This window comes from Streptomyces sp. NPDC055749 (assembly GCF_053617235.1).
In genome coordinates, this window is record NZ_JBSHFH010000003.1 from 152719 (window position 1) to 177365 (window position 24647).

The 24647-nt window shown below is 69.1% G+C and carries 24 protein-coding genes and 5 tRNA genes; 17 read left to right on the top strand and 12 right to left on the bottom strand.

Annotated elements, in window-relative coordinates:
• Nucleotides 1-61 precede the first annotated feature (61 nt).
• From ACWGO0_RS03565 to ACWGO0_RS03600, 8 genes are all read right to left on the bottom strand, one after another.
• The gene (locus ACWGO0_RS03565) at nt 62-643 is read right to left on the bottom strand and encodes a GTP-binding protein (RefSeq protein WP_014048542.1); all 582 of its coding nucleotides are present in this window, start codon (nt 641-643) and stop codon (nt 62-64) included.
• The gene (locus ACWGO0_RS03570; protein WP_453527348.1) at nt 624-1289 is read right to left on the bottom strand and encodes a DUF742 domain-containing protein; all 666 of its coding nucleotides are present in this window, start codon (nt 1287-1289) and stop codon (nt 624-626) included. The genes ACWGO0_RS03565 and ACWGO0_RS03570 overlap by 20 nt, the downstream gene beginning before the upstream one ends.
• A gap of 90 nt (nt 1290-1379) precedes the next feature.
• Complete coding sequence (locus ACWGO0_RS03575) at nt 1380-1793, bottom strand: roadblock/LC7 domain-containing protein (protein ID WP_124272100.1); 414 nt, start codon at nt 1791-1793, stop codon at nt 1380-1382.
• A 10-nt stretch (nt 1794-1803) separates the two neighbouring features.
• Nucleotides 1804-4956: a nitrate- and nitrite sensing domain-containing protein gene (locus ACWGO0_RS03580; RefSeq protein WP_453527351.1), complete on the bottom strand. Its 3153-nt coding sequence runs from the start codon at nt 4954-4956 to the stop codon at nt 1804-1806.
• Nucleotides 4957-5306: 350 nt separating this feature from the next.
• Nucleotides 5307-5888, bottom strand: coding sequence for a GTP-binding protein (locus tag ACWGO0_RS03585; protein WP_328906053.1), 582 nt, complete (start codon nt 5886-5888; stop codon nt 5307-5309).
• On the bottom strand, nt 5869-6276 hold the full coding sequence (locus tag ACWGO0_RS03590) for a DUF742 domain-containing protein (protein ID WP_003966010.1): 408 nt from the start codon (nt 6274-6276) through the stop codon (nt 5869-5871). Before ACWGO0_RS03590 ends, ACWGO0_RS03585 begins: the two co-directional genes overlap by 20 nt.
• Nucleotides 6277-6410: 134 nt before the next feature.
• Complete coding sequence (locus tag ACWGO0_RS03595; protein ID WP_024495006.1) at nt 6411-6824, bottom strand: roadblock/LC7 domain-containing protein; 414 nt, start codon at nt 6822-6824, stop codon at nt 6411-6413.
• A gap of 9 nt (nt 6825-6833) precedes the next feature.
• Nucleotides 6834-10526, bottom strand: a complete 3693-nt coding sequence (locus tag ACWGO0_RS03600) for a nitrate- and nitrite sensing domain-containing protein (RefSeq protein ID WP_453527355.1) — start codon at nt 10524-10526, stop codon at nt 6834-6836.
• A 608-nt stretch (nt 10527-11134) separates the two neighbouring features.
• Between ACWGO0_RS03600 and ACWGO0_RS03605 the strand changes: the two genes are divergently transcribed.
• The 9 genes from ACWGO0_RS03605 (at nt 11135) to ACWGO0_RS03645 (ending at nt 15033) form a co-directional block, all read left to right on the top strand.
• Nucleotides 11135-11317 (top strand): hypothetical protein, encoded by a 183-nt coding sequence (locus ACWGO0_RS03605; RefSeq protein ID WP_453527358.1) that lies wholly within the window; start codon nt 11135-11137, stop codon nt 11315-11317.
• 97 nt (nt 11318-11414) lie between these two features.
• Nucleotides 11415-12200 carry a fumarylacetoacetate hydrolase family protein gene (locus tag ACWGO0_RS03610; protein ID WP_453527361.1) on the top strand — a complete coding sequence of 262 codons (786 nt, stop codon included), beginning with the start codon at nt 11415-11417 and terminating at the stop codon, nt 12198-12200.
• Entirely contained in the window at nt 12193-13665 is a 1473-nt protein-coding gene (gene gltX, locus ACWGO0_RS03615) for a glutamate--tRNA ligase (RefSeq protein ID WP_453527364.1), read from the top strand. Before ACWGO0_RS03610 ends, gltX begins: the two co-directional genes overlap by 8 nt.
• An 89-nt stretch (nt 13666-13754) precedes the next feature.
• Nucleotides 13755-14474 (top strand): HAD family hydrolase, encoded by a 720-nt coding sequence (locus ACWGO0_RS03620; RefSeq protein ID WP_453527367.1) that lies wholly within the window; start codon nt 13755-13757, stop codon nt 14472-14474.
• 86 nt (nt 14475-14560) lie between these two features.
• A tRNA-Gln gene (locus tag ACWGO0_RS03625) sits at nt 14561-14632 on the top strand.
• Nucleotides 14633-14651: 19 nt separating this feature from the next.
• A tRNA-Glu gene (locus tag ACWGO0_RS03630) sits at nt 14652-14724 on the top strand.
• Between the two features lie 60 nt (nt 14725-14784).
• Nucleotides 14785-14857: transfer RNA gene (locus tag ACWGO0_RS03635), tRNA-Glu, on the top strand.
• A 12-nt stretch (nt 14858-14869) separates the two neighbouring features.
• Nucleotides 14870-14941, top strand: a tRNA-Gln gene (locus ACWGO0_RS03640).
• A 19-nt stretch (nt 14942-14960) separates the two neighbouring features.
• Nucleotides 14961-15033, top strand: a tRNA-Glu gene (locus ACWGO0_RS03645).
• A 66-nt stretch (nt 15034-15099) separates the two neighbouring features.
• Here ACWGO0_RS03645 and ACWGO0_RS03650 read toward each other — a convergent pair.
• Nucleotides 15100-15741 (bottom strand): MerR family transcriptional regulator, encoded by a 642-nt coding sequence (locus ACWGO0_RS03650; RefSeq protein ID WP_453527370.1) that lies wholly within the window; start codon nt 15739-15741, stop codon nt 15100-15102.
• Between the two features lie 89 nt (nt 15742-15830).
• Between ACWGO0_RS03650 and ACWGO0_RS03655 the strand changes: the two genes are divergently transcribed.
• On the top strand, nt 15831-16331 hold the full coding sequence (locus ACWGO0_RS03655) for a DUF4188 domain-containing protein (RefSeq protein WP_453527373.1): 501 nt from the start codon (nt 15831-15833) through the stop codon (nt 16329-16331).
• 75 nt (nt 16332-16406) lie between these two features.
• On the opposite strand, the gene ndgR is transcribed toward ACWGO0_RS03655, so the two are convergent.
• A complete protein-coding gene (gene ndgR / locus ACWGO0_RS03660; RefSeq protein WP_003966003.1) occupies nt 16407-17123 on the bottom strand; it encodes an IclR family transcriptional regulator NdgR in 717 nt (238 codons plus the stop codon).
• A 174-nt stretch (nt 17124-17297) separates the two neighbouring features.
• Between ndgR and leuC the strand changes: the two genes are divergently transcribed.
• The 4 genes from leuC to ACWGO0_RS03680 all read left to right on the top strand — a co-directional run bounded on the left by leuC (nt 17298) and on the right by ACWGO0_RS03680 (nt 20465).
• Complete coding sequence (leuC, locus tag ACWGO0_RS03665; protein WP_453527376.1) at nt 17298-18722, top strand: 3-isopropylmalate dehydratase large subunit; 1425 nt, start codon at nt 17298-17300, stop codon at nt 18720-18722.
• Nucleotides 18723-18727: 5 nt separating this feature from the next.
• Nucleotides 18728-19321, top strand: coding sequence for a 3-isopropylmalate dehydratase small subunit (leuD, locus tag ACWGO0_RS03670; protein ID WP_453527379.1), 594 nt, complete (start codon nt 18728-18730; stop codon nt 19319-19321).
• Between the two features lie 104 nt (nt 19322-19425).
• Entirely contained in the window at nt 19426-19653 is a 228-nt protein-coding gene (locus tag ACWGO0_RS03675) for an SCO5555 family protein (protein ID WP_453527382.1), read from the top strand.
• Between the two features lie 143 nt (nt 19654-19796).
• Nucleotides 19797-20465 (top strand): HU family DNA-binding protein, encoded by a 669-nt coding sequence (locus tag ACWGO0_RS03680; RefSeq protein ID WP_453527384.1) that lies wholly within the window; start codon nt 19797-19799, stop codon nt 20463-20465.
• A gap of 100 nt (nt 20466-20565) precedes the next feature.
• On the opposite strand, the gene ACWGO0_RS03685 is transcribed toward ACWGO0_RS03680, so the two are convergent.
• Together ACWGO0_RS03685 and cofC are read right to left on the bottom strand one after the other, a co-directional pair.
• Complete coding sequence (locus tag ACWGO0_RS03685) at nt 20566-20769, bottom strand: hypothetical protein (protein WP_453527387.1); 204 nt, start codon at nt 20767-20769, stop codon at nt 20566-20568.
• Nucleotides 20770-20779: 10 nt separating this feature from the next.
• A complete protein-coding gene (cofC, locus tag ACWGO0_RS03690) occupies nt 20780-21463 on the bottom strand; it encodes a 2-phospho-L-lactate guanylyltransferase (protein WP_453527559.1) in 684 nt (227 codons plus the stop codon).
• Nucleotides 21464-21612: 149 nt separating this feature from the next.
• On the opposite strand from cofC, the gene ACWGO0_RS03695 reads away from it, so the two are divergent.
• The 3 genes from ACWGO0_RS03695 (at nt 21613) to ACWGO0_RS03705 (ending at nt 24621) form a co-directional block, all read left to right on the top strand.
• Nucleotides 21613-22365, top strand: coding sequence for a lysophospholipid acyltransferase family protein (locus tag ACWGO0_RS03695; protein ID WP_453527390.1), 753 nt, complete (start codon nt 21613-21615; stop codon nt 22363-22365).
• Nucleotides 22362-23372 carry an NAD(P)H-dependent glycerol-3-phosphate dehydrogenase gene (locus ACWGO0_RS03700; protein ID WP_453527393.1) on the top strand — a complete coding sequence of 337 codons (1011 nt, stop codon included), beginning with the start codon at nt 22362-22364 and terminating at the stop codon, nt 23370-23372. Before ACWGO0_RS03695 ends, ACWGO0_RS03700 begins: the two co-directional genes overlap by 4 nt.
• Nucleotides 23373-23448: 76 nt before the next feature.
• Nucleotides 23449-24621, top strand: a complete 1173-nt coding sequence (locus tag ACWGO0_RS03705; protein ID WP_453527395.1) for a D-alanine--D-alanine ligase family protein — start codon at nt 23449-23451, stop codon at nt 24619-24621.
• The last annotated feature ends 26 nt before the right edge of the window (nt 24622-24647 follow it).

The window sequence follows — 24647 nt, forward strand, 5'->3', positions numbered from 1 at the left end:
GCCCACGCGAGAGGCCCCGCACTCCTTCCGGAGTGCGGGGCCTCTCGTCGTACCGGGACCGTCAGCGCAGGCGGGCCATGAGGGCGTGCTCGACCAGCGTGATGAGCGCGCTCTTGGCGTCCGCGCGGTGGCGGGCGTCCGTCGTCAGGATCGGGGTGTCCGGGCCGATCTGGAGGGCCTCGCGCACCTCGTCCGGTGTGTAGGGCTGGTGTCCGTCGAAGCCGTTGAGGGCGATGACGAAGGGGAGGCCGCTGTTTTCGAAGTAGTCGACTGCGGGGAAGCAGTCGGCGAGGCGGCGGGTGTCGACGAGTACGACGGCGCCGATGGCGCCGCGGACGAGGTCGTCCCACATGAACCAGAAGCGGTCCTGTCCGGGTGTACCGAAGAGGTACAGGATCAGGTCCTGGTCCAGGGTGATGCGTCCGAAGTCCATGGCCACCGTGGTGGTGGTCTTGTCCCCGGTGTGTGTCAGATCGTCGATGCCCGCGGACGCGGACGTCATCACGGCTTCGGTACGCAGCGGATTGATCTCCGAAACGGCACCGACAAACGTGGTCTTACCCACGCCGAAGCCCCCTGCCACCACGATCTTCGCCGAGGTGGTGGAGCGGGCTGCTCCGCCGCTAGAGCTTGCGAAGTCCACTGAGCACCCTTTCGAGCAGTGTCACATCTGGTTGGCCGCCGGCGGACTCGTCGCCGCCGGGCTGATGGATAGCGACGAGCCCGGCTTCGGCCAGGTCGGCGACGAGGATCCGGGCAACGCCGAGGGGGATCGAGAGGAGGGCCGAGATCTCGGCCACCGACTTGATCTCCACGCAGAGCCGGCAGATCCGCTGGTGCTCGGGCAACTGCCCTTGCAGCCTCGACGGATCGGCCGTGGTGCTCACCAGCGCCTCGATGGCGAGCTGGTAACGCGGTCGGGTCCGGCCACCGGTCATGGCGTACGGACGGACCAGCGGGTTGTGCGCCGCGGGCGCGGGCGCCGGGGCCCGCCGCGGCTGCACCGGCTGAATACGGGGCGCCTGGGGCGTTTCGTACGGCTGGGGCTGCTGCGGCTGCTGAGGCCATCCGGAGCCCTGCTGCTGCCAGTCCGAGCCCTGCTGCGGCCAATCCGAGCCCTGCTGGGGCCAGTCGGACCCCTGCGCGCTCTGCGGCTGCTGATAGGGCTGATACGGCTGCTGCGAGCCCTGTCTGCTGGGGGCGGAGGGGAAGTTGAAACGGTTGTCGTCCTGCTCACCCGGAACCCGCTGGCCACCCTCATATGGGTGTCCGCCTGTGGGTGCTGCCACGTTTCCTCCTCCGACTGCCGGTCGCCTGTCCCAGTGGGGCCGCGCCACCGAACCCTATGGCGCGGTGGCGAGAAACGCACTGTCTGTCTACTAGTTAAGAAGACTTCCCTGGAGCTCCGCACGGAGATCCGGAGTGAGAACGCTGCCCGCGCGATCCACCAGAAGTGCCATTTCGTACCCAACCAGACCGATATCGGCGTCCGGATGCGAAAGGACGGCAAGTGAGGAGCCGTCAGAGATGGACATGATGAAGAGGAATCCTCGCTCCATCTCCACAACGGTCTGGTTCACCGCGCCGCCCTCGAAGATCCGGGAGGCGCCCGCGGTCAGCGACGTCAGACCGGAGGCGACAGCCGCCAGCTGGTCGGCGCGGTCGCGCGGGAAACCTTCGGACATGGCCAGCAGCAGGCCGTCAGCGGAGACCACCACCGTGTGCGACACCCCGGGGGTGTTGTCCACGAAGTTGGTGATCAACCAGTTCAGATTCTGCGCCGCCTGGCTCATCGGGCTCACACTAACGCTCCTGGTTGTAGGTGTTACTTGCGTCCGACCCCGCGTCGCGTCCCCGCTGGATGCCGCGCCGCAGGTTGCTCAACCTGCCACGGACGTCCTCGGGGGCGCGGGAGACCTGGGGGCCACCCTGCTGCGTCTGCTCCGCCGTGCCCTCGACCAGATTGGCCTTGGGTACGCGGCGGGGGAGACCGGACGGGGTGATCCCGCCCGCCTTCGGCTCGCGGAGCTTCTCCGCCCGCTCCCAGCGCTCGTCGTTCGTGGAGCGCCAGTCGTCGGGGCCTTCGCCGTTCGCCGGAGCGGACGGCGGCGCCTGTGTGTCCTTCTGCTGTGCCGCGGCCGGCGACTCGTTCCCACGGCCGGTGGGCTGCCAGTGCTGCGCACCGGCCCGGCGCGGCAGACCGGCCTCGGTCAGCTCGTGCGCGGCGTTCGGGACGGGGCCCGAACGGTCGAAGCCTACGCGCTCCTCGGCCACCGCGGGAGGACTCGGCACAGATTCCGGTTCAGCCTGCGGCGCGGGCTCATAGGCCCCCTGATAGCCACCCTGAGCAGGCCAGTCACCCTGGTGGGACGGGGTGGGACCGGAGTCGAACGGCTCGGCGTACTGACCCTGCTGGGCCTCCGGAGCGCCATACGTCGCTTCCGGATAACCGCCCTGCTGCGGGTAGCCGGCCTCACTGCCGTACTGCTCGTAGGGAGCCTCGTACGAAGGCTGCTCGTACCCCTGCTGCGCGGCCTGCGGCTCCTGGGCGTACTGCTCCTGGCCGTACGGAGCCTGCGCGTACTGCTGCGCCTCGTCCTGGAACAGCGGACGGTCGCCACCGGCCTGGGCCTCCAGCGCGGCCCGCCGCTCCTCACGCAGGAGCGAACGGCCGACCGGGTCCAGCTCCGCCGGGTCCCCGTTCGGTATGTCGTAGCGCGAGTCGTCGAAGCCGAGCTCCGCCGCCGTGCGCATCGTGGTCTGCTGCGGCATCGGGTCGAACGCCTGCTGCTGCGCCGGGATGATCGAGGAGACCGTGAAGTCGTCCTGCGCGGTGACCGCTTCGCCACCACCACCGTGGGTGATCGCGTCGGGCAGCATGACCAGCGAGGTGGTGCCGGCCTGCTCGCCCGAGGGGCGCAGCTGGACCCGGATGCCGTGCCGGTCGGCGAGGCGGCCGACCACGAAGAGGCCCATGCGCTGGGACACCGCGGCGTCCACGGTCGGCGGGTTGGCCAGCTTGTGGTTGATGTCCGCGAAGTCCTCGGCGGTGAGGCCGATGCCCTTGTCGTGGATCTCGACCATCACGCGGCCGTCGGGCAGCCGGGTCGCGGTCACCCGGACCTTGGTCTGCGGGGAGGAGAACGTGGTGGCGTTCTCCAGCAGCTCGGCCAGCAGGTGGACGAGGTCGGTCACGGCCTGCCCGTGGATCTCGCTCTCCGGTACGCCGGTGAGCTCGATGCGCTCGTAGGACTCCACCTCGGAGGAGGCGGCGCGCAGGACGTCGACCAGCGGGACGGGCTGGTTCCAGCGCCGGCCCGGCTCCTCGCCCGCGAGAACGAGGAGGTTCTCGCCGTTACGGCGCATACGCGTGGCCAGGTGGTCCAGCTTGAAGAGACTCTCCAGCTGGTCCGGGTCGGCCTCGTTGTTCTCCAGGTCGGTGATGAGGGTCAGCTGGCCCTCGATGAGCGACTGGTTGCGGCGCGAGAGGTTGGTGAAGATCGCGTTGACGTTGCCCCGCAGCATGGCCTGCTCGGCGGCGAGCCGTACGGCCTCGCGGTGCACCTGGTCGAAGGCGCGGGCGACCTCGCCGATCTCGTCCTGGGTGTTGATCGGGATGGGCTGGACCCGGGTGTCGACCCGGCCCGGGTCGGTCCGCGACAGCTGGTCGACCAGCATCGGCAGCCGCTGCTCGGCGATGCCGAAGGCGGCGGTACGCAGCTGGCGCATCGAGCGGCTCATCTGGCGGGCCATGAGGCCGGCGATGATGAAGGCGGCCGACAGCGCGATGATCACGATGGCCGCGGTGACGATGGCGTCGGTCTTGGCGTCGGACGAGATGGCCGCGGCCTCGGTCACGGCCTTGTCGACGAGCTCGTCCTCGACCGTGGTGTAGCCGTCGAACTTGGCGGTGGAGGCGGCCATCCAGGTCTCGGGGGTGATCCCCTTGGCCTTCAGCTCCAGGGGCGACTTGCCCTGGCCGATCTGCTGGGCCATGCCGTCGAAGACCGAACCGTCGATGCTCGGCGGCGGCACGAAGGGCTTGCCGGCGGCCTGGGCCTGCTCCGCGGCCGCCTTGAGCTGCTGCGCACCCTCGGCGGCCTTGCCGGCCATGACTTCCTTCAGCCGGGCCGTGTCCGCGTCCGTACCGGCGGAGACGAACTCGCCGAGGGCGATCTGCTCCAGGTAGTTGTACGAGCCGAAGGCCTTGACCTGGGCGTCGAACTTGGCGCGCTCCTGGCTCGGGCGGACCAGCAGGTGCATACCGATCGAGCGCTGAAGCGATTCTGCAGCCTTGGCAAGCTCGATCGCGTAGACCGTACGGCCGTAGGTGGTGATGTTGCCGGTGCCGAGGCCGAGCTCGTTGGAGAACTCCATCAGCGAGTGCTGGACCTTGGTGTAGCCCTCTTCGGTCTTCACCGGGTCCATCGCCTCGGCGTAGGCCGCCTTGCGCAGATCGGGGAGCAGGGGCTCCTCGCCCTTGAAGAGCTTGAGGCGACGGTCGAGACCGGGCTTGTCCGGCATGCTCTTCACGGCTTCGTCGAACTTCGTCGCCGCCTCGTCCGTGGTGGCACGGGCCTGCGTGACGACGTCGGCGGTGCGCTTGTTCGACAGGAGCGGCTGAGCGGTGAGGTCGCGCTCGTTGAGCAGCGCCTGTCCGTACTCGGCGGCCGCGCGCACGATCAGCGCGGTCTTCTCGGCGTCCTGGGCCTCGTTCCAGGTGTCGATCGACCCCTTCACCTGGAAGCCGCCCATGATCAGGCCGACCAGCACAGGGATCAGGAGGATCGCGTTCAGCCGGGTGGGCACCCGCCAGTTGCGCGGGGACAGCCGGTTGGTGGAGCCACCGGCCGGTTCCTGCGCGGACATGTCCGCGGACGATGCCCCAGCGCGCGGCGGCGGGGTGAAGTTGCCCCGTTCCGGCTGCGCCGCGGAGCCCTCGTTGCTTCGCCTCACTCGACCAACAACCTCTCGGCGTCGGCACCAACGTTGTGCCGAAAGTATTCGTTCAGGGCCGTACTACTCGGTAGTTCGTCGAATTCCAGCACGGGGACCGGTCGCGTTCCAAACAGTCGGAATGAGCCATTCCGAGTGGTCCACGCCGCAGATAAAACGGGCATAAAGAGCGAGCCCCGTCAAAAGGCGAGGCTCGCATGAGCAGAGTGGTACCGGTCGAACGCATCGGGTGTCGACGCGGAGGCAATTCTCTGTCGAAACGTTATGAACACGGGGGCGGATCGTGTCAAAGGACACAGTCCGCCCCCGAGTGACTACTGCAACTTCCGTATGGCAATACCGACTTGTGCCTACTTGAGGCGTGCCATCAGAGCGTGCTCCACGAGGGTGATCAGACCGCTCTTGGCGTCCGCGCGGTGGCGGGCGTCCGTGGTGATGATCGGGGCGTCGGGGCCGATCTGGAGGGCCTCGCGCACTTCCTCGGGTGTGTAGGGCTGGTGTCCGTCGAAGCCGTTGAGGGCGATGACGAAGGGGAGGCCGCTGTTTTCGAAGTAGTCGACTGCGGGGAAGCAGTCGGCGAGGCGGCGGGTGTCGACGAGTACGACGGCGCCGATGGCGCCGCGGACGAGGTCGTCCCACATGAACCAGAAGCGGTCCTGTCCGGGTGTACCGAAGAGGTACAGGATCAGGTCCTGGTCCAGGGTGATGCGTCCGAAGTCCATGGCCACCGTGGTGGTGGTCTTGTCCCCGGTGTGTGTCAGATCGTCGATGCCCGCGGACGCGGACGTCATCACGGCTTCGGTACGCAGCGGATTGATCTCCGAAACGGCACCGACGAACGTGGTCTTACCCACGCCGAACCCGCCCGCCACCACGATCTTCGCCGAGGTGGTGGCACGGCCCGTCCCGCCGTTAGAGCTTGCGAAGTCCACTGAGCACCCTTTCGAGCAGTGTTACATCCGGCGCGCCGCCGGCCTCTCCGTTGCCCGGCTGGTGGATGGCCACCATGCCGGCTTCCGCCAGGTCCGCCACGAGGATGCGGGCCACGCCGAGGGGCATGGACAGCAGTGCCGAGACCTCTGCCACCGACTTGACCTCACGGCACAGGTGGCAGATCCGCTGGTGCTCGGGGAGCAGGGTCCCCAGGTGTGCCGGGTCGGCCGTGGTGCTGACCAGGGCCTCTATCGCGAGCTGGTAGCGCGGCCGGGTCCGGCCGCCGGTCATGGCATAGGGGCGGACCAGCGGCTGGTCGCCTTCACCGTCGTACGACGCGTGGTGCAGTGCGCCGTACGGATCAGGTGAGGCGGGTGGCGGGGTCATGAATCCTCCGGGCGTGACAGCAGTGTGTCGGCTTGCCGTCTGAAGGGGCCGGTGGGGGGTCTGAGGCGGCCGGACGGGTGAGGGTTGTGGGTAGTACCTGGGGGGATTGTGACTGGTGTCCGCTGCATGGCCGCCTAGTGGAGCAGACTGCCCTGGAGCTCGGCGCGGAGGTCGGGCGTGAGGACGGTGCCCGCACGGTCTACGAGGAGTGCCATCTCGTAGCCGACCAGACCGATGTCGGCGTCCGGGTGGGCGAGAACGGCCAGCGAGGAACCGTCCGAGACGGACATCAGGAAAAGGAATCCTCGCTCCATCTCCACGACCGTCTGGCTCACTGCGCCGCCCTCGAAGATCCGGGAGGCGCCCGCGGTCAGCGACGTCAGACCGGAGGCGACAGCCGCCAGCTGGTCGGCGCGGTCGCGCGGGAAACCTTCGGACATCGCCAGCAGCAGGCCGTCGGCGGAGACCACGACGGTGTGGGACACACCAGGGGTGTTGTCCACGAAGTTGGTGATCAGCCAGTTCAGATTCTGTGCGGCCTGACTCATGGGGCTCAACTAGCGCTCCTGCTGGTGAGTGGGGCCGAGATGGAAACCGCCGGTCGACTGGCCGTTGTTGGCCTGCCGACCCTGCTGGATGCCCCGGCGGAGATTGGTCAGACGTCCGCGTACGTCATCGGGCGCACGCGAAACCTGAGGTCCGGACTGGTGATTCTGCTGCTGGGCGGTGCCCGGTACCAAATTGGCACGGGGAACCCGGCGCGGAAGTCCGGAGGTGGTGATGCCGCCCGCGGCCGGCTTCTTGACCCGCTCCGCCTGCCGTACGAGTTCGTCGTTGGGCGAAGCACGCCAGGTGCTGGTGGCGCCGGTGTCGGTGCCACCACGCCTGGGCATGGGGGCGGCGGGAGCTGCGGCCGGAGCCGACGGTGCCTGCGGCTCGGGAGCGGGCGGCTGCTGGCCGCCCTGCTGCGGGCCGTGGAACCAGTTCGTCTCCAGCGTGTCGTACAGCGGGGTACGACCGTCGCCGGGCCCGGCCGGCGGAAGCGCCTCGGGCTGCGACTGCTGAGGCAGCGCGGGACGGCGCGGCATCTCACCCGTGGGTGAGGCGCCGGGACGCGGAGCACCGAAGTCGGCGTCCTCCCGGCCGCGCTGACGCGGAGCGGGCATCCCCTGGTCCTGCTGGAGCGGGACACCGAAGTCGGGGCGCGCGAACTGAGCGGTGCCGGCCGGGTCCTGGGACACCGGCGGCGCCGAGAAGTCCGGGCGGGCGAACTCGGCGGTGGCGCCGGGGCCCTGCTGCTGCCCCGACTGCGGGTTGTACGGCTGGTTCGGAACCGGTCCGGCCGGCCTGGCGAACTGACCGGTGGTGTCGGGCTCTTCGTGACCGCGCGGGGCGTCCAGCGGAGAGCGGCTCTGCGCACCCTGCTCCTCGACACCCCAGCTCGTGCCCTGCGGACGCTGCGCCTGGGGGTTGCCCCCGGGCAGCTCGGCGCGCGGACCGCCGGGCGGCGGCAGCTGACGGCCGGGGCCGCCGGGCTGCTGGAAACCGCCCTGGTCGTTCTGGGCGTGCCTGCCCTGCTGCGGCTGACGGACGGGCGGGCCGCTCTGCTGGCCCTGCTGACCGAACTGGCCGCCCTGCTGCTGACCGGGCCTGCTCTGTCCCGTGTGACCGAACAGATTGGGCTGACCCGAGTCCGTACGGCCGGGAGCCTCGCCCTGGGCACCGCGGGCACCCATCCGGGCACCGCCGCCGAAGGCACCGGAGAGACCGCCCGCGGGGGGCGCCTGGCCCGGCCGGCCCGGGCTCAGCGGACCGTTGTCGTGCATGCCGTTGCTCTGCGCGGCATTGTTCTGGGAGCCGGCTGCGGGCTGGGGCTGACGCGGGCCGCCGTCGCGCGCGGGCAGCGCGGCACGCGGACCTGAGCCCGCACCGACCTGTCCGCGCTGCGCACCGGCTCCGAGAGCCGCGGAGGGACCCGCGGGGGCGCCCCCGAGACCGGGACGCGGGGCGCTGCCCGGGGCGCCGCCGGCGAGAAGACCACCGGGAGCGCCGGGCTGCTGGCCGGGGCCCTGCTTGGACGGGGGCTGCTTGCCGCCGTGGGCGACATCGACGGGCAGCATGACCAGCGCGGTCGTGCCACCGGAGTCCGAGGGACGCAGCTGGATACGGATGCCGTGTCGCAGGGACAGCCGGCCGACCACGAACAGACCCATGCGGCGGGAGACGGAGACGTCCACGGTCGGCGGCGAGGCGAGCCGCTCGTTGATCGCCGCGAGGTCCTCGGGGGAGAGGCCGATACCCGTGTCGTGGATCTCGACGAGCACGCGGCCGTCCGGCAGCGCGTGACCGGTGACCTTGACCTTCGTCTGCGGGGAGGAGAACGACGTGGCGTTCTCCAGCAGCTCGGCGAGCAGGTGCACGAGGTCGTTGACCACGCGGCCCGCGACCTCGGTCGCGGGCACCGCGGACAGTTCGATGCGCTCGTACTGCTCCACCTCGGAGGCGGCGGCACGGAGCACGTCGACCAGCGGCACGGGGCGGGTCCACCGGCGGCCCGGCTCCTCGCCCGCGAGGACGAGGAGGTTTTCGCCGTTACGGCGCATACGGGTCGCGAGGTGGTCGAGCTTGAAGAGCGAGGACAGCTGGTCCGGGTCGGCCTCGCGCGACTCCAGCTCGGAGATGAGCGAGAGCTGGCGCTGGATGAGGCCCTGCGAACGCCGAGAGAGGTTGGTGAACATCGCGTTGACGTTGCCTCGCAGCAGCGCCTGCTCGGCGGCGAGACGGACGGCCTCGCGGTGCACGTCGTCGAAGGCCGCGGCCACCTGGCCGATCTCGTCCCGGGAGTGCACACCGACGGACTCGACGGAGGTGTCGACGTCCTGCGGGTCCGTCTCCGAGAGCTGCTTGACGAGCTCGGGCAGCCGGTCCTGGGCGACGCGCGTCGCGGTGTCCTGGAGCCGCCGCAGCGAGCGGATCATCGACCGTGCGACGACGAAGGCGCCGACGAGCGAGACACCGAGGACGAGGAGGATGACCACACCGTTGAGGATGGCCTCGCGCTGGGACTCCTGACGGAGCTCGCGCGCCTTGCTCTCCATGTCGCTGAGGAGGGTGTCCTCGATGGTCTTCATGGCCTGGATCTTGGTGGAGCTCTGCTCGTACCAGTCCAGATAGGAGCGGGCCTTGCGGCCCTTCATCCCGGTGGGGCTCGCGAGAACCTGCTTCGCGTACATGTCCGCGGCGTTGATCTCGGGGTGGCCGCTGGTCAGCGCCGCCGTCAGCTCGTCGGCGCTGTTGCCGGTGTTCTCGTACGTCGACTTGAACGAGGCGAGCGTCTGCGCCTCCTTGCGGAGGGCGTTGTTGCCGAACTGCTGGTCGTTCGTGTCGAGGTCCGTCTTCTGGCTGCCGCCGCCGCCGGGCAGCGCCGCGGCGATGATCGCCCGCTGGACGGAGGCGTACTCCTTGGAGGCGGAGAAGGCCGCCAGGGCCCGGGTCCGCTTGATCATCTCCGGGTTGTTGGTCGCCTGCGCCATGTCCTGCGAGAGGCTCAGCAGCGAGGTGATCAGCTGGCTGTACCGGTCGACCGTGTTGAGACTCGGAGTGCCCTTGGCGTACGCGTCCTCGCGGATGTCCCGGATCTGGCCGAGCTGCGTCGAGATCTGGCTGACGCTCGCGTGGATGCCGTCGAGGGCTTCGTCGCTGTCGGTGTTGCCGATCGCGGTGGTCGCGTCGAGGAAGGCGTCCTTGGCGCGGTCGGTCTTCTTCCGCGGCTCGGTGACCTTGAAGTCGGTGGGGGCCGTGCCGTTGGACAGCGGGCCGGCCGACCTGTCGCGCTCCTCCTGGAGCTGCTGGGCGAGCGCGGTGGCCTGCTTGGTCATCTTGGTCAGCAGCTGCATGTGCTCAAGCTGCTGCATGTCGTTCATGGACTCGTTGATACGGAGTCCGCCCAGGGTGGTCGCCGCCACCACGGGAAGGGCGAGAAGCGAGACCAGACGCGTGCTGATGCGCCAGTTACGCAGGGCTATTCGTGAGCCGGTGTTGATCGGACCGCGCGACTGGAACGCGCTGACCGGCTCCACGCCGGTGCTCGTCGTCGTGCCCGATCGCTGTGCGCGGTCACCACTGTCGCCGGCCGTGGTCTGCCCGGGGGTCTGGGCGTGCTGGGGCGAGGAACCGCGGTCGTTCCCACCGCGCGGCTCCTGATCCGCCGGAGCTTCCCCTCGGCCCTGGCGGGGCTGGGGAGACCCCATGCCATCCCTCTTGAAACGTCCCTGCACTAGCGTCGCAACCTCTGGACCAGGCGTCCCCTTCCGCTGGCGCGGGCCGGGACGGTGTCGGCGTCGTGGGGCGCTGGACGCGCCCCATGGTGGTCGTGAGTGACCGGCGTACTTCCCCCTCCCGCCGCCACTCGGCGCTGCGTCGCGCCCTGCGCGCCGGCCTGAAACCCGCGGCGGTGCGTGGAATTCCAGCACAGTGGCGGATCTCCAACAAGGCCCATGTACCGGCCTGTGACCTGGGTGACACGTTGTGATGATTGGGTAACAAAGTGTGGAGAGTGTTCACGGTCAAACCGGACGATTAGTGATGAGTCGCTTACGGCCAGGGGGTGTCCCAGACGCCATGATCAGGAGCGGAATGGCGCATTCAGCTATGCAATGTCCGTTTCATGCCCCGTGATCACCTGTCTTGGATGTGGCATTTGTCGGCAACTTCGTGAGCAAACTCACATGATGATCGTCGCCTCCCCGGGGCGTCGTGCGGGAATTGGATGTTTAGCCTGACCCTTTACAGGGATGGCGAATCCGACAAGCCGGCGCCCCTTCGGGTGGCGCCCAGACCGACAGGGCCCAGACGGCAGATGAAGACCACGATGATGTTCCGCAACATTGCCAACCCTCAGCGCACGACGCTGGCGCACCTCGAGGACGCCGAAGCGCTGCAGACGCCGGAACAGCCGGAGCACTCGGTCGACCTGCCCACCCAGACGGCCAACCCCCGCCGCACCATCCTGATGGAAGCCCCGGTCGCCGCCAACGCCTGATCGCGCCCAGCCCGATCGGCGCTGCTGTCCCCCTCACCCGCGTTAGCCTGGAGCGTCAGTCTTCAGCCAGCCAGCAAGTGAGGGGCGACAGCTTCCCGTGCGCATCGCCAGGTTCTCCATCGACGGCAATGTCGCCTTCGGCGCCGTGGAAGGTGAGGGAACCGTTGAATCCGGTGACCTCGTCCTCGACATCATCAGGGGCATTCCGTACACCGACTTCGAGCTCTCCGGCACCAAGGTCCCGTTGAGCAAGGTCCGGCTGCTGCCTCCCGTGCTCCCCAACAAGGTCGTGGCCATCGGCCGCAACTACGCGGAACACGCCGCCGAGCTGGGCAACGAGGTCCCGGAGGTCCCGGTCGCCTTCTTCAAGCCCACCACTTCGGTGATCGGCTCGGGAGACGCCATCGAGTACCCCTCCTTCTCGAACGAACTGCACCACGAGGCCGAGCTGGCCGTGGTCATCGGCCGCATGTGCCGCGAAGTCCCGCGTGAGCGCGTCAAGGACGTCATCTTCGGCTACACCTGCGCCAACGACGTGACCGCCCGCGACGCCCAGGAGCGCGAGAAGCAGTGGGCCCGGGCCAAGGGCTTCGACACCTCGTGCCCGCTCGGCCCCTGGGTGGAGACCGACCTCGACCCCACCGACCTCACCATTCAGGCGACGGTCAACGGCGAGCAGCGCCAGCTCGGCCGTACGAGCGACATGATCCGCTCCATCGAGGACCTGGTCGTCCACATCACGGAAGCCATGACGCTGCTCCCGGGCGACGTGATCCTCACCGGAACTCCCGCAGGGGTCGGACCCCTGCACGTCGGCGACGAGGTCGCCGTCACCATCGAAGGCATCGGCACTCTCACCAACAAGGTGATCAAGCGTGGTTAACGGACCTGTCCGCGTACGTTTCTGTCCCTCCCCGACCGGCAACCCCCACGTGGGCCTGGTCCGTACCGCCCTCTTCAACTGGGCGTTCGCCCGGCACAACAAGGGCACCATGGTCTTCCGCATCGAGGACACCGACGCGGCCCGCGACTCCGAGGAGTCGTACGAGCAGCTCCTCGAATCGATGCGCTGGCTCGGCTTCGACTGGGACGAGGGCCCCGAGGTCGGCGGCCCCCACGCCCCGTACCGCCAGTCGCAGCGCATGGACATCTACAAGGACGTCGCCGGGAAGCTCCTCGCCGCCGGTCACGCGTACCACTGCTACTGCACGACCGAAGAGCTCGACGCCCGCCGCGACGCCGCCCGCGCCGCCGGCAAGCCCTCGGGCTACGACGGCCACTGCCGCGACCTGAGCGCGGAGCGGACCGCGGCGTACGAGGCCGAGGGCCGCGCCTCGATCGTCCGCTTCCGGATGCCCGACGAGGCGATCACCTTCACGGACCTGGTCCGCGGCGAGATCACCGTCCAGCCGGAGAACGTGCCGGACTACGGCATCGTCCGGGCCAACGGCGCCCCGCTCTACACACTGGTCAACCCGGTCGACGACGCGCTGATGGAGATCACCCACGTCCTGCGCGGCGAGGACCTGCTCTCCTCCACCCCGCGGCAGATCGCTCTCTACCGGGCGCTCATCGAGCTGGGCGTCGCCAAGGAGATCCCGCTCTTCGGCCACCTCCCCTACGTCATGGGCGAGGGCAACAAGAAGCTCTCCAAGCGCGACCCGCAGGCCTCGCTCAACCTCTACCGCGAGCGTGGCTTCCTCCCCGAGGGTCTCCTCAACTACCTCTCGCTCCTGGGCTGGTCGATCGCCGAGGACCGCGACATCTTCGACATCGACGAGATGGTCGCCGCGTTCGACATCAAGGACGTCAACGCCAACCCGGCCCGCTTCGACCTGAAGAAGTGCGAGCACATCAACGCGGAGCACATCCGCAGGCTCGACGTGGACGCGTTCACGCAGGCGTGCGGCCCCTGGCTGAAGGCCCCGTTCGCGCCCTGGGCCCCCGAGGCGTTCGACGCGGAGCAGTTCGCGGTCATCGCCCCGTACGCCCAGACCCGCGTCACCGTCCTCTCCGAGATCACGGCCAACGTCGACTTCCTCTTCCTCGACGAGCCGGCCGAGGACGAGGCGTCCTGGGCCAAGGCCATGAAGGAGGGTTCGAGCGATCTGCTCGTCACGGCCCGCGCCAAGCTGATCGACGCCGACTGGAACGCCGAGGCGCTCAAGGCCGCCGTCCTCGCGGCCGGCGAGGAGCACGGCCTGAAGCTCGGCAAGGCGCAGGCCCCGGTCCGCGTCGCCGTCACCGGCCGCACGGTCGGTCTCCCGCTCTTCGAGTCCCTGGAGATCCTGGGCCGCGAGAAGACCATCGCCCGCGTGGACGCGGCGCTGGCGAAGCTCGCCGCGTAGTACCCGAGCAACGGGCACGGGCCCGGACGAGCCGCACGGAGCGGCTTGTCCGGGCCCCTGCGCGTGTAGGGGACCGTTAGAGTCGGCCCATGGCGATCAGAGCCGTCCTCTGGGACGTTGACGACACCCTCTTCGACTACGGATCAGCGGCTTCCACCGGCCTGAGCAGTCATATCGAGGCCGAGGGGCTGCCCGAGGGCTACCGCTCGCTCCAGGACGCCCTGGACGCCTGGGAAGAGCTCACCCAGCGCCACTGGGAGCGCTTCTCGGAGGGGCTGACCGACTGGGAGGGCCAGCGCCGCGACCGGGCGAGGGACTTCCTCGGGCGCCCGCTGAGCGACGCCGAGGCCGACGAGTGGTTCGGCCGGCACATCCGCCACTACGAAGCGGCCTGGTCGCTCTTCCCCGACACCGTGCCCGCGCTGGACGCCCTGGCGCAGACCTACCGGCACGCCGTCCTGTCGAACTCCTCGCTGGAGCACCAGCACCGCAAGCTGTCCGTGCTCGGTGTGCGGGACCGGTTCGAGTCGGTGCTCTGCGCTGCGGAGCTGGGCATCGCCAAGCCCGAGGCCGCGGCCTTCCACGCCGCCTGCGAGGCCCTCGCGCTGGCTCCGCACGAGGTGGCGTACGTGGGCAATGAACCCGACATCGACGCAGGTGGGGCCGTGGCCGCCGGTCTGATGGGGATCTGGCTGGACCGGGGCGACCGGGGCGGCCGTCCGGATCTTGTGCGGATCACCGGGCTCGGTCAGCTGCCCGGCCTGCTGGCGGGCAATACCCGTTTTGGAGCGCCGGACACCTTCGGGTAGTGTTCTTCCTGCGCCGCCCGAGCGGAACGAAAGATCCGCAGGGAAGCGCAGACAGAAATAAAACCCCCCAGGGGGTTGCGTTTCAGTGGGCTATGGTGTAATTGGCAACACTACGGTTTCTGGTACCGTCATTCTAGGTTCGAGTCCTGGTAGCCCAGCGCAAGACTGAAGTAACAAGCCCCCGTTGTGTAGCGGCCTAGCACGCTGCCCTCTCACGGCAGTAGCGCCGGTTCGAATCCGGTCGGGGGTACAGATCCTTCCCGCGAGAACATTTGAGTCGCACTCACGTTCTCGATGCAGGATCGCTAGGGCCCCCGTTGTGTAGCGGCCTAGCACGCTGCCCTCTCACGGCAGTAGCGCCGGTTCGAATCCGGTCGGGGGTACTTGTAACACCATGGGCTATGGTGTAATTGGCAACACTACGGTTTCTGGTACCGTCATTCTAGGTTCGAGTCCTGGTAGCCCAGCGCAAGTCCGAAGTAACAAGCCCCCGTTGTGTAGCGGCCTAGCACGCTGCCCTCTCACGGCAGTAGCGCCGGTTCGAATCCGGTCGGGGGTACAACAGCTCGAACGGGAAAGGCCCCTCACTCCGGTGAGGGGCCTTTCCCGTGCCGGGCGCAGGGCCTCAGAGCCCGTAACGCCGGGCCGTTTCCTCGCTCTGCGCCAGTCGCCTCAGTGACATCAGCAGCGGCTCGTACAGCACCGCTGACGAGACCGCCGCCTCCACCTGCTCCGCCTCCGATGGATAGGTCTCCATCACATCCAGGTCGTGGACGGCGACTTGCTCCATGATGCGGGCCTGCTGGGTCAGGTACTCGATGTCGCACGGGTAGCCGAGACGGATCAGGGTGGCCACTGAGGCCACCAGGGACCTGTGGACGGGGGAGAGTTCGCCCAGTTCCTGGGCCGTCGTCCAGCCCAGCTCGCCGAGCAGTCCGGCGACCTCGGCGCGCGCGGTCGCCGTCTCCGGGGCGTCCTCGTCCGGCGCGGGTCCGTGCGGCAGCGCCCACAGGGCGGCGCCCAGCCGGATCGTCCGGCCGAGGGACTCGTCGTCGACATGTCCCAGTACCTCGCGGGCGGTTGCCACCGGAAGGCGGCCGACCTGGAGCAGCGCCCGCACCAGACGCAGCCGGCGCAGATGGCTCTCGTCGTACTCGGCCTGGGTCGCGCTGACGCGTGCGCCCGGCGGCAGGAGCCGCTCCCGCAGGTAGTACTTGATCGTGGCGGTCGAGACGCCGCTCTGTTCGCTGAGTTCCGACAGCCGCACTTCTGTGCCTTCCCTTGCGCCAGCCCGTTGGGTGGTGCCACTATCCAATCATTGGATAGTGGCACTCTCCAAGATCTAGGGGGCGCAACATGTTCGCGAAACCGATTCCCGGCCGCATGACCGCGGCGGCGCAGGGTGATGTCGTCGTTCTGCTGATCGGGATGCGGATCAACCACTTCCGGGGCGTGCACCACTGGCTGCCGGTCCTCGCGGCGATGCCGCGCATGCTCCGGGAGTTGAGCAGGGACAAGAGCCGGGGTCTGCTCGGTTACACGCTGCTGTCCGGCTCGCCGCGGACGTACTACGTCGTCCAGTACTGGGAGTCGAAGGAGAAGCTGTACGCGTACGCCGCAGCTCCCGACATGTTCCACCGCAAGGCGTGGGCGATGATCAACCGCAAGGAGAAGAAGTCCCGGCAGCATGTGGGGCTGTGGCACGAGACGTACATCGTGCCCGAGGGGTCGTACGAGTCGATCTACGCCGACATGCCTGCGTACGGGCTGTCGGCGGCGACCGGCGTGCTGCCGGTCGAGGGGCGGGGCCGCCGTGCGGCGGACCGTCTCGCGCACCGCTCGTCCACGGAGCGGTAGGGCCGGACGGTAGGGCTGAGGGGGCCGCCACGGCGCTGGGGCGGCCTTCCGGCGCAAGAGGTGGGGCGGGGTGCGTCAGCCCGTACGGCGCAGGGCCTCGCTCAGCCGTGCGGCCGAGTCGATGACCGCCTGGGCGTGCATCCGGCCCGGGTGGCGGGTCAGCCGCTCGATCGGCCCGGAGACCGACACGGCGGCGACCACCCGGTTCGAGGGTCCGCGCACCGGCGCCGAGACCGAGGCGACGCCCGGTTCCCGCTCGCCGATCGACTGGGCCCAGCCCCTGCGGCGCACGCCGGAGAGCGCCGTCGCCGTGAAGCGGGCGCCCTGGAGGCCGCGGTGCAGGCGCTCCGGCTCCTCCCAGGCCATCAGGATCTGCGCGGACGAGCCGGCCTTCATGGTCAGTGTGGAGCCGACCGGCACGGTGTCCCGGAGTCCGGACAGCCGTTCCGCCGCGGCCACGCAGATGCGCATGTCGCCCTGCCGGCGGTAGAGCTGCGCGCTCTCGCCGGTGATGTCGCGCAGATGCGTGAGCACCGGTCCCGCCGTCGCCAGGAGGCGGTCCTCGCCGGCCGCCGCCGCGAGTTCCGACAGCCGGGGGCCGAGAATGAAACGGCCCTGCATGTCCCTCGCCACCATGCGGTGGTGTTCCAGTGCCACGGCCAGTCGATGAGCCGTGGGTCGTGCGAGCCCGGTCGCCGCGACCAGCCCGGCGAGGGTGGCCGGACCGGACTCCAGGGCGCTCAATACCAGAGCTGCCTTGTCGAGAACGCCGACGCCGCTAGAGTTGTCCATACGACGATACTCGCGTCTCACTCTGTGAAACGCAAGTTCAATTTCCGGCGGAAGTTGCGAACCTGTACGTGGGGCCGCACAACGGCCCGTAGCCACCGCCCCGCACGGGGGTCCGGACGGCGGCGCACCGAATCTCTAGTTGGGCCGGCGAAGACGCCGGCCGGAGGGAAAGCGATGGGTAGGACACTCGCGGAGAAGGTCTGGGACGACCACGTCGTCCGGCGCGCAGAGGGCGAGCCCGACCTCCTCTTCATCGATCTGCACCTGCTGCACGAGGTGACCAGCCCGCAGGCCTTCGACGGCCTCCGTCAGGCCGGACGCCCGGTGCGGCGCCTCGACCTCACCATCGCCACCGAGGACCACAACACCCCGACCCTCGACATCGACAAGCCGATCGCCGACCCGGTCTCCCGCGCACAGCTGGAGACCCTGCGCAAGAACTGCGCGGACTTCGGCGTCCGGCTGCACCCGCTGGGCGACGTCGAGCAGGGTGTCGTGCACGTGGTCGGCCCCCAGCTCGGTCTGACGCAGCCCGGCACCACCGTGGTCTGCGGCGACTCCCACACCTCCACGCACGGCGCGTTCGGCGCGCTGGCGTTCGGCATCGGCACCAGTCAGGTCGAGCACGTCCTGGCCACGCAGACGCTGCCGCTGGCCCGTCCGAAGACCATGGCGATCACCGTCGATGGCGAGCTGCCCGACAGTGTCACGGCCAAGGACCTGATCCTGGCGATCATCGCCCGGATCGGCACCGGCGGCGGCCAGGGCTACATCCTCGAATACCGCGGCTCCTCCATCGAGAAGCTCTCGATGGAGGCCCGGATGACCATCTGCAACATGTCGATCGAGGCCGGTGCCCGCGCGGGCATGATCGCCCCGGACCGTACGACTTTCGACTACCTCCAGGGCCGCGACCACGCCCCCGAGGGCGCGGACTGGGACGCGGCTGTCGCGTACTGGGAGACGCTGCGCACCGACGACGACGCCGTCTTCGACGCCGAGGTCGTCATCGACGCCGCCGAACTGGCCCCGTTCGTCACCTGGGGCACCAACCCCGGCCAGGGCGCGCCCCTGTCGGCGAACGTCCCCGACCCTGCTTCGTACGAGGACGCCTCGGAGCGGCACGCTGCCGAAAGGGCCCTGGAATACATGGGGTTGACCGCCGGACAGCGGCTGCGGGACATCAACGTCGACACCGTCTTCGTAGGTTCCTGCACCAACGGCCGGATCGAGGACCTGCGCAACGCCGCAGCGATCCTGGACGGCCGCAAAGTCGCCGACGGCGTACGGATGCTGGTCGTCCCGGGCTCCGTCCGCGTCGCCCTCCAGGCCGTCGAGGAGGGCCTGGACAAGGTCTTCACCACCGCGGGCGCCGAATGGCGGCACGCGGGCTGCTCGATGTGTCTCGGCATGAACCCCGACCAGCTGGCCCCCGGCGAGCGCTCGGCCTCCACCTCGAACCGTAACTTCGAGGGCCGGCAGGGCAAGGGCGGCCGTACGCACCTGGTCTCCCCGCAGGTCGCCGCCGCCACCGCGGTGCTGGGCCATCTGGCCTCGCCCGCAGACCTGTCCGACGCCCGTACGCCCGCCGGAGTCTGAGAATCATGGAAGCATTCACCGCACACACCGGCCGGGCCGTCCCGCTGCGCCGCAGCAACGTCGACACCGACCAGATCATCCCCGCCCACTGGCTGAAGAAGGTCACCCGCGACGGCTTCGAGGACGGACTCTTCGAGGCATGGCGCAAGGACGAGAACTTCGTTCTCAACCGCCCCGAGCGGGCAGGGGCCTCGGTCCTGGTGGCGGGCCCCGACTTCGGTACGGGTTCCTCGCGCGAACACGCCGTCTGGGCCCTCCAGAACTTCGGCTTCAGGACCGTCATCTCCTCCCGGTTCGCCGACATCTTCCGCGGCAACTCGCTGAAGAACGGTCTGCTGACCGTCGTTCTCGACCAGAAGGTCGTGGACCGGCTGTGGGAGCTGACGGAGGCCGACCCAACGGCCGAAATCACCGTGGACTTGGAGAAGCGCCAGGTTCTCGCGGAGGGCATCACGGCCGACTTCGAGCTCGACGAGAACGCTCGCTGGCGTCTCCTGAACGGCCTCGACGACATCAGCCTCACCCTTCAGAACGAAGCGGACATTGCGACTTATGAGGCGGCAAGGCCGACCCACAAGCCGCGTACAATTGACGTCTGAGCAGCGCTTTTCCATGACTGCGCCCCCTGCCTTCCGGCAGGGGGCGCAGTCGCTTGTTGAGCCCCCCTCGGGCGACAACTCGCCCCAGATGGCACAATCGGTGCATGGAACGCGACAGCCAACTCAAGCTCTATGGCCAAGTCGCCGACCGATTGAAGGAAGCGCACACCACGGTGCGTGAACTGCAAGTCCCGGAGGGCGTACGGATGGCGCTGTCCCGGAAGCTGCTGGTCATCACGGCTGCGGCGAAGCACGATCTCCCAGATGCAGCAAGGCGTCTGGACCGGTTGATGAAGGACCTCCATGAGGGCCGATTCCCCGAAGGTGACTGACTCTGCGGAACTGCGCAGCGGTCGACTTCGTTGCGGCACTAGGGTGATTAGCCCGTTTCGTGTTTGATTTGCGGTATATATCTGCCTAACGTGCGAAAAAGCTTGAACACTTTCGTTCTGGCAATGTCTCCGAAGGGGAAGACGTGAACAAGGCGCAGCTCGTAGAAGCGATTGCCGACAAGGTCGGCGGCCGTCAGCAGGCCGCAGACGCTGTCGATGCGGTACTCGACGCGATCGTCCGCGCAGTTGTCGCAGGGGACCGTGTCTCGGTCACCGGCTTCGGCTCGTTCGAGAAGGTCGACCGCCCCGCCCGTTACGCCCGCAACCCGCAGACGGGTGAGCGCGTACGGGTCAAGAAGACGTCCGTGCCCCGTTTCCGTGCGGGACAGGGCTTCAAGGACCTGGTGAGCGGCTCGAAGAAGCTCCCCAAGAACGATGTGGCCGTGAAGAAGGCGCCCAAGGGCAGCCTCTCGGGCGGTGCTTCCACCCGTACGACCACCAAGGCCGCGGCCAAGAAGGCCACCGCCAAGAAGGCCGTGGCGAAGAAGGCCACCGCCAAGAAGACCGTCGCGGCGGCGAAGAAGACCACCGCCACCGCCAAGAAGGCCACGCCGACGGCGAAGAAGGCCACGGCGACCGCCAAGAAGGCCACCGCCAAGCAGGCGGCCCCGGCGAAGAAGGCGACCACGGCGAAGAAGGCCGTCGCCAGCAAGACCGCGCCCGCCAAGAAGACCACGGCGAAGAAGGCGCCCGCGAAGAAGACCACGGCGCGTAAGACCACGGCCAAGAAGGCCACTGCACGCAAGAAGTGAGACCGAGCAGCGCTCGCTCCTCACACGCGCCGGGCCGGACTCCCCTCGGGGAGCCCGGCCCGCGGGCTTTCCGGCATCCGGAGCGGCTGGAAGGCGGCGGTCAGAGGGTCTGCAGCGTCACCAGGGTGATCCGCCGCGAGTCGCCTTCGCCGCTCACCTCGATCCGTACCCGCTGCCCCGGACGCAGCAGCCGCAGGCCGCCCGCGTCGAAGGCCGGGGCGTCGAAGTCCATCGGGGTGCCGTCGTCGAGGAGCACACTGCCGGTGCGGGTCTCGGAGTCGTACGTGTACGAGGTCGCCTGCATGGACGCCAGCCTATCGGTCCCGCGCGGGCCCGGCCGAAGCGTGCAGCCCCGCTGTGTGCGGGCCGACGCCCAGGGCCAGCGCCACCCGCAGATCGTCGCCGGTGTCCACGTCCCGGCGGACCGAATCGAGCCCGGACAGCGTAATTTCCGCAGCTCCCGAAGCCAGATGCCTCGCCCTCGAAGGGCCCTCGAAAGCCGGGCACAATTCCACTCCCGGTGCGGCCGACAGAAATGTCGTACCGATTCCTGCCGCGTCCGTCAGAAATGTGCGGGGAAATTCGGCTGAAAAATCGAGCACCCGCGCCAATTCCTCGGGGCGAAGTGCGGGGAGATCCGCGTTGATCGCGGCCACCGCGGCGTCCGCCCGCAGCGCCCGCACCGTACGCGCACCGTGCGACAGAGCCGCGTTGAGTCCGGCCGCCGGAGTGTCCGCCACGATGCGCGCCCCCAGTGCCGAAAGCGCCGCCCCGGCCACCGGATCGTCCGTGACGACCAACACATCGCGCACCGCCGGGCAGGCCAGAGCCGCGGCGACCGTGTCCTGGGCGAAAGCGAGGGCCAGGCGGGGTCTCGGCAGCCCGCCCGCAGTCCGCCCCAGTCTGCTCTTGGCCCGCGCGAGCGGCTTCAGCGGGACGACCAGGGACCAGGACCCGGTCAGGTCGGTGTTCGTGGCCATCTCCCCCTCCGTACGTATGGCGACTTATTCTCGCCTGCCGGTGTGACAACCCGGAGGTCCGGCCCGGAAGGCGGGGCGTACGGTGTTCTCGACAGAGCAGGGGCCTGGGGCGAGACTTGACCGTCAGTAGCCAGGCAGCAGGTCAGGTCTTAGAGGAAGGTGTCCGAGTGTCCCGCCGCAGAATCGGCTTCTGGTACCGCCTGGCGGCGGTCATCGCAAAGCCGCCATTGGTGGTTCTGTTCAAGCGCGACTGGCGGGGAATGGAACACATTCCGGCCGAGGGCGGATTCATCACCGCGGTCAACCACAACTCGTACCTGGACCCGCTTTCCTATGCGCACTTCCAGTACAACACCGGCCGGGTGCCGCGGCTCCTCGCGAAGGCGGGACTGTTCAGGACCCCCTTCGTCGGAATGATGCTGCGAGGCACCGGCCAGATCCCCGTGTACCGCGAGACGACCAATGCGCTGGACGCTTTCCGCGCCGCCGTCGACGCGATCGAGCGGGGCGAATGCGTGGCGTTCTACCCCGAGGGCACCCTCACCCGCGATCCCGAGATGTGGCCGATGGCCGGCAAGACGGGCGCGGCCCGGGTCGCGCTGCTGACCAGGGCGCCGGTCATCCCCGTCGCCCAGTGGGGCGCCAACCTCGCGATGCCGCCGTACGCCAAGGAGAACAAGTTCAGCTTCTTCCCCCGCAAGACCCTTCAGGTGCAGGCCGGTCCGCCGGTGGACCTCGACCGTTTCCACGGTCTGGAGGCAACGCCCGAAGTGCTGCGCGAGGCGACCGAGGTCATCATGGCCGCGATCACCGCACAGCTTGAGGTCGTACGGGGCGAGAAGGCACCCACCGAGCTCTACGATCACCGCAAGGCCCGCGCTGAGCAACGGCGCAAGGCAGAGGGAAAGGGACCCAAGTGACGCACCCCGCAAAAGCAGCCGTCTTCGGAACCGGCTCATGGGGTACGGCCTTCGGCATGATCCTCGCCGACGCAGGCTGCGAAGTGACCCTCTGGGGCCGTCGCGCGGAGGTCGCCGAGGCCATCAACACGACCCGTACCAACCCGGACTACCTGCCGGGCATCGAACTCCCCGCCTCGGTCCGCGCCACCACGGACGCCGCCCAGGCCCTGCGCGGCGCCGACTTCGCGGTCCTCGCCGTGCCCTCGCAGACGCTGCGCGCCAACCTCGCCGACTGGGCCCCGCACATCGAACCCGGCACCGTCCTCGTCTCGCTGATGAAGGGCGTCGAACTCGGCACCGCCAAGCGGATGAGCGAGGTCATCGCGGACGTCACGAAGGTCACCGCGGACCGCATCGCCGTCATCACGGGCCCCAACCTCGCCAAGGAGATCGCCGAGCGCCGCCCCGCCGCCGCCGTCGTCGCCTGCCAGGACGAAGCCGTCGCCCAGCGCCTCCAGGCCGCCTGCCACACCCCGTACTTCCGCCCGTACACCAACACCGACGTGGTCGGCTGCGAACTCGGCGGCGCCGTGAAGAACGTCATCGGCCTCGCGGTCGGCATCGCCGACGGCATGGGCCTCGGTGACAACGCCAAGGGCTCCCTCATCACCCGCGGCCTCGCCGAGACCACCCGCCTGGGCCTCGCCATGGGAGCCGACCCGCTCACCTTCTCCGGACTCGCGGGCCTCGGCGACCTGGTGGCGACCTGCTCGTCCCCGCTCTCTCGCAACCACACCTTCGGCACCAACCTCGGCCGGGGAATGACGCTCCAGGAGGCGATCGCCGCCACCCGGCAGACCGCCGAAGGCGTCAAGTCCTGCGAGTCGGTGCTCGATCTGGCGCGCAGACACGGAGTCGACATGCCCATCACCGAGACCGTCGTCGGCATCGTCCACGAAGGGAAGCCGCCGGTCGTCGCGCTCAAGGAGCTCATGTCCCGCAGCGCCAAGCCCGAGCGGAACTGATCCGGCCCGACGCGTCTCCCGCACCGCTGCGCCTGAACTCCTGCGCCCCGGGCCTGCAAGGTACGCTCAACGCGATATGAGCAGCGAGAACCTCCCCCAGAGCCCTGAGAGCCCCGAGAGCCCTGTGCAGGGCCGTAAGCCGCGGGTGGCCGTCGTGTTCGGCGGCCGTAGCTCCGAGCACGGCATCTCGGTCGTCACGGCCGGCGCCGTGATGAGCGCCATCGACCGGACCAAGTACGACGTCCTGCCGATCGGCATCACCACGGACGGCCGCTGGGCGCTCACCGCCGACGACCCCGCACGCATGGCCATCGCGGACCGCAAGGTCCCTAACGTGGCCCAGCTCGCGGAGTCCGAAGAAGGCGGTGTGGTGCTCTCCGTCGACCCCGGCAGCCGCGAAGTCGTCTACACCGAGCCGGGCGCGGTCCCCAAGGCCCTCGGCGAGGTCGACGTCGTCTTCCCGGTGCTGCACGGCCCCTACGGCGAGGACGGCACCCTCCAGGGGCTCCTGGAGCTCTCCGGCGTCCCGTACGTGGGCGCCGGTGTCCTGGCCTCCGCCGTCGGCCAGGACAAGGAGTACATGAAGCGGGTGTTCACCTCCTTCGGCCTGCCCGTCGGCCCGTACGAGGTGGTGCGCCCCCGCGAATGGGACAACGACCGTCCCACCGCACGCAAGCGCATCGTGGACTTCGCCGGCGAGCACGGCTTCCCGCTCTTCATCAAGCCCGCCCGCGGCGGTTCCTCGATGGGCATCACCAAGGTCGACGACCTCTCCGGCCTCGACGAGGCGATCGAGGAGGCCCGCCGCCACGACCCCAAGTTCCTCGTCGAGTCGCTGCTGCGGGGCCGCGAGATCGAGTGCGGTGTGCTGGAGTTCGAGGACGGCCCGCGCGCCAGTGTGCCCGCCGAGATCCCGCCGGTCACCTCGCACGACTTCTACGACTTCGAGGCCAAGTACATCGATTCGGCGGCCGGACTCGTGCCGGCCCCGCTCACCGAGGAGCAGACCGCGGAGGTCCAGCGGCTCGCCGTCGCCGCCTTCGAGGCCACCTCCTGCGAGGGCCTCGTGCGCGCCGACTTCTTCCTCACCGACGAGGGCGACTTCGTCATCAACGAGATCAACACGATGCCGGGCTTCACACCGATCTCCATGTACCCGCGGATGTGGCAGGAGAGCGGCGTGGACTACCAGGAACTGGTGGACCGGCTGATCCAGGCGGCGCTCACCCGGCCCACGGGCCTTCGCTGACGTACCTCCGCGCCAGTCGGGAAGAC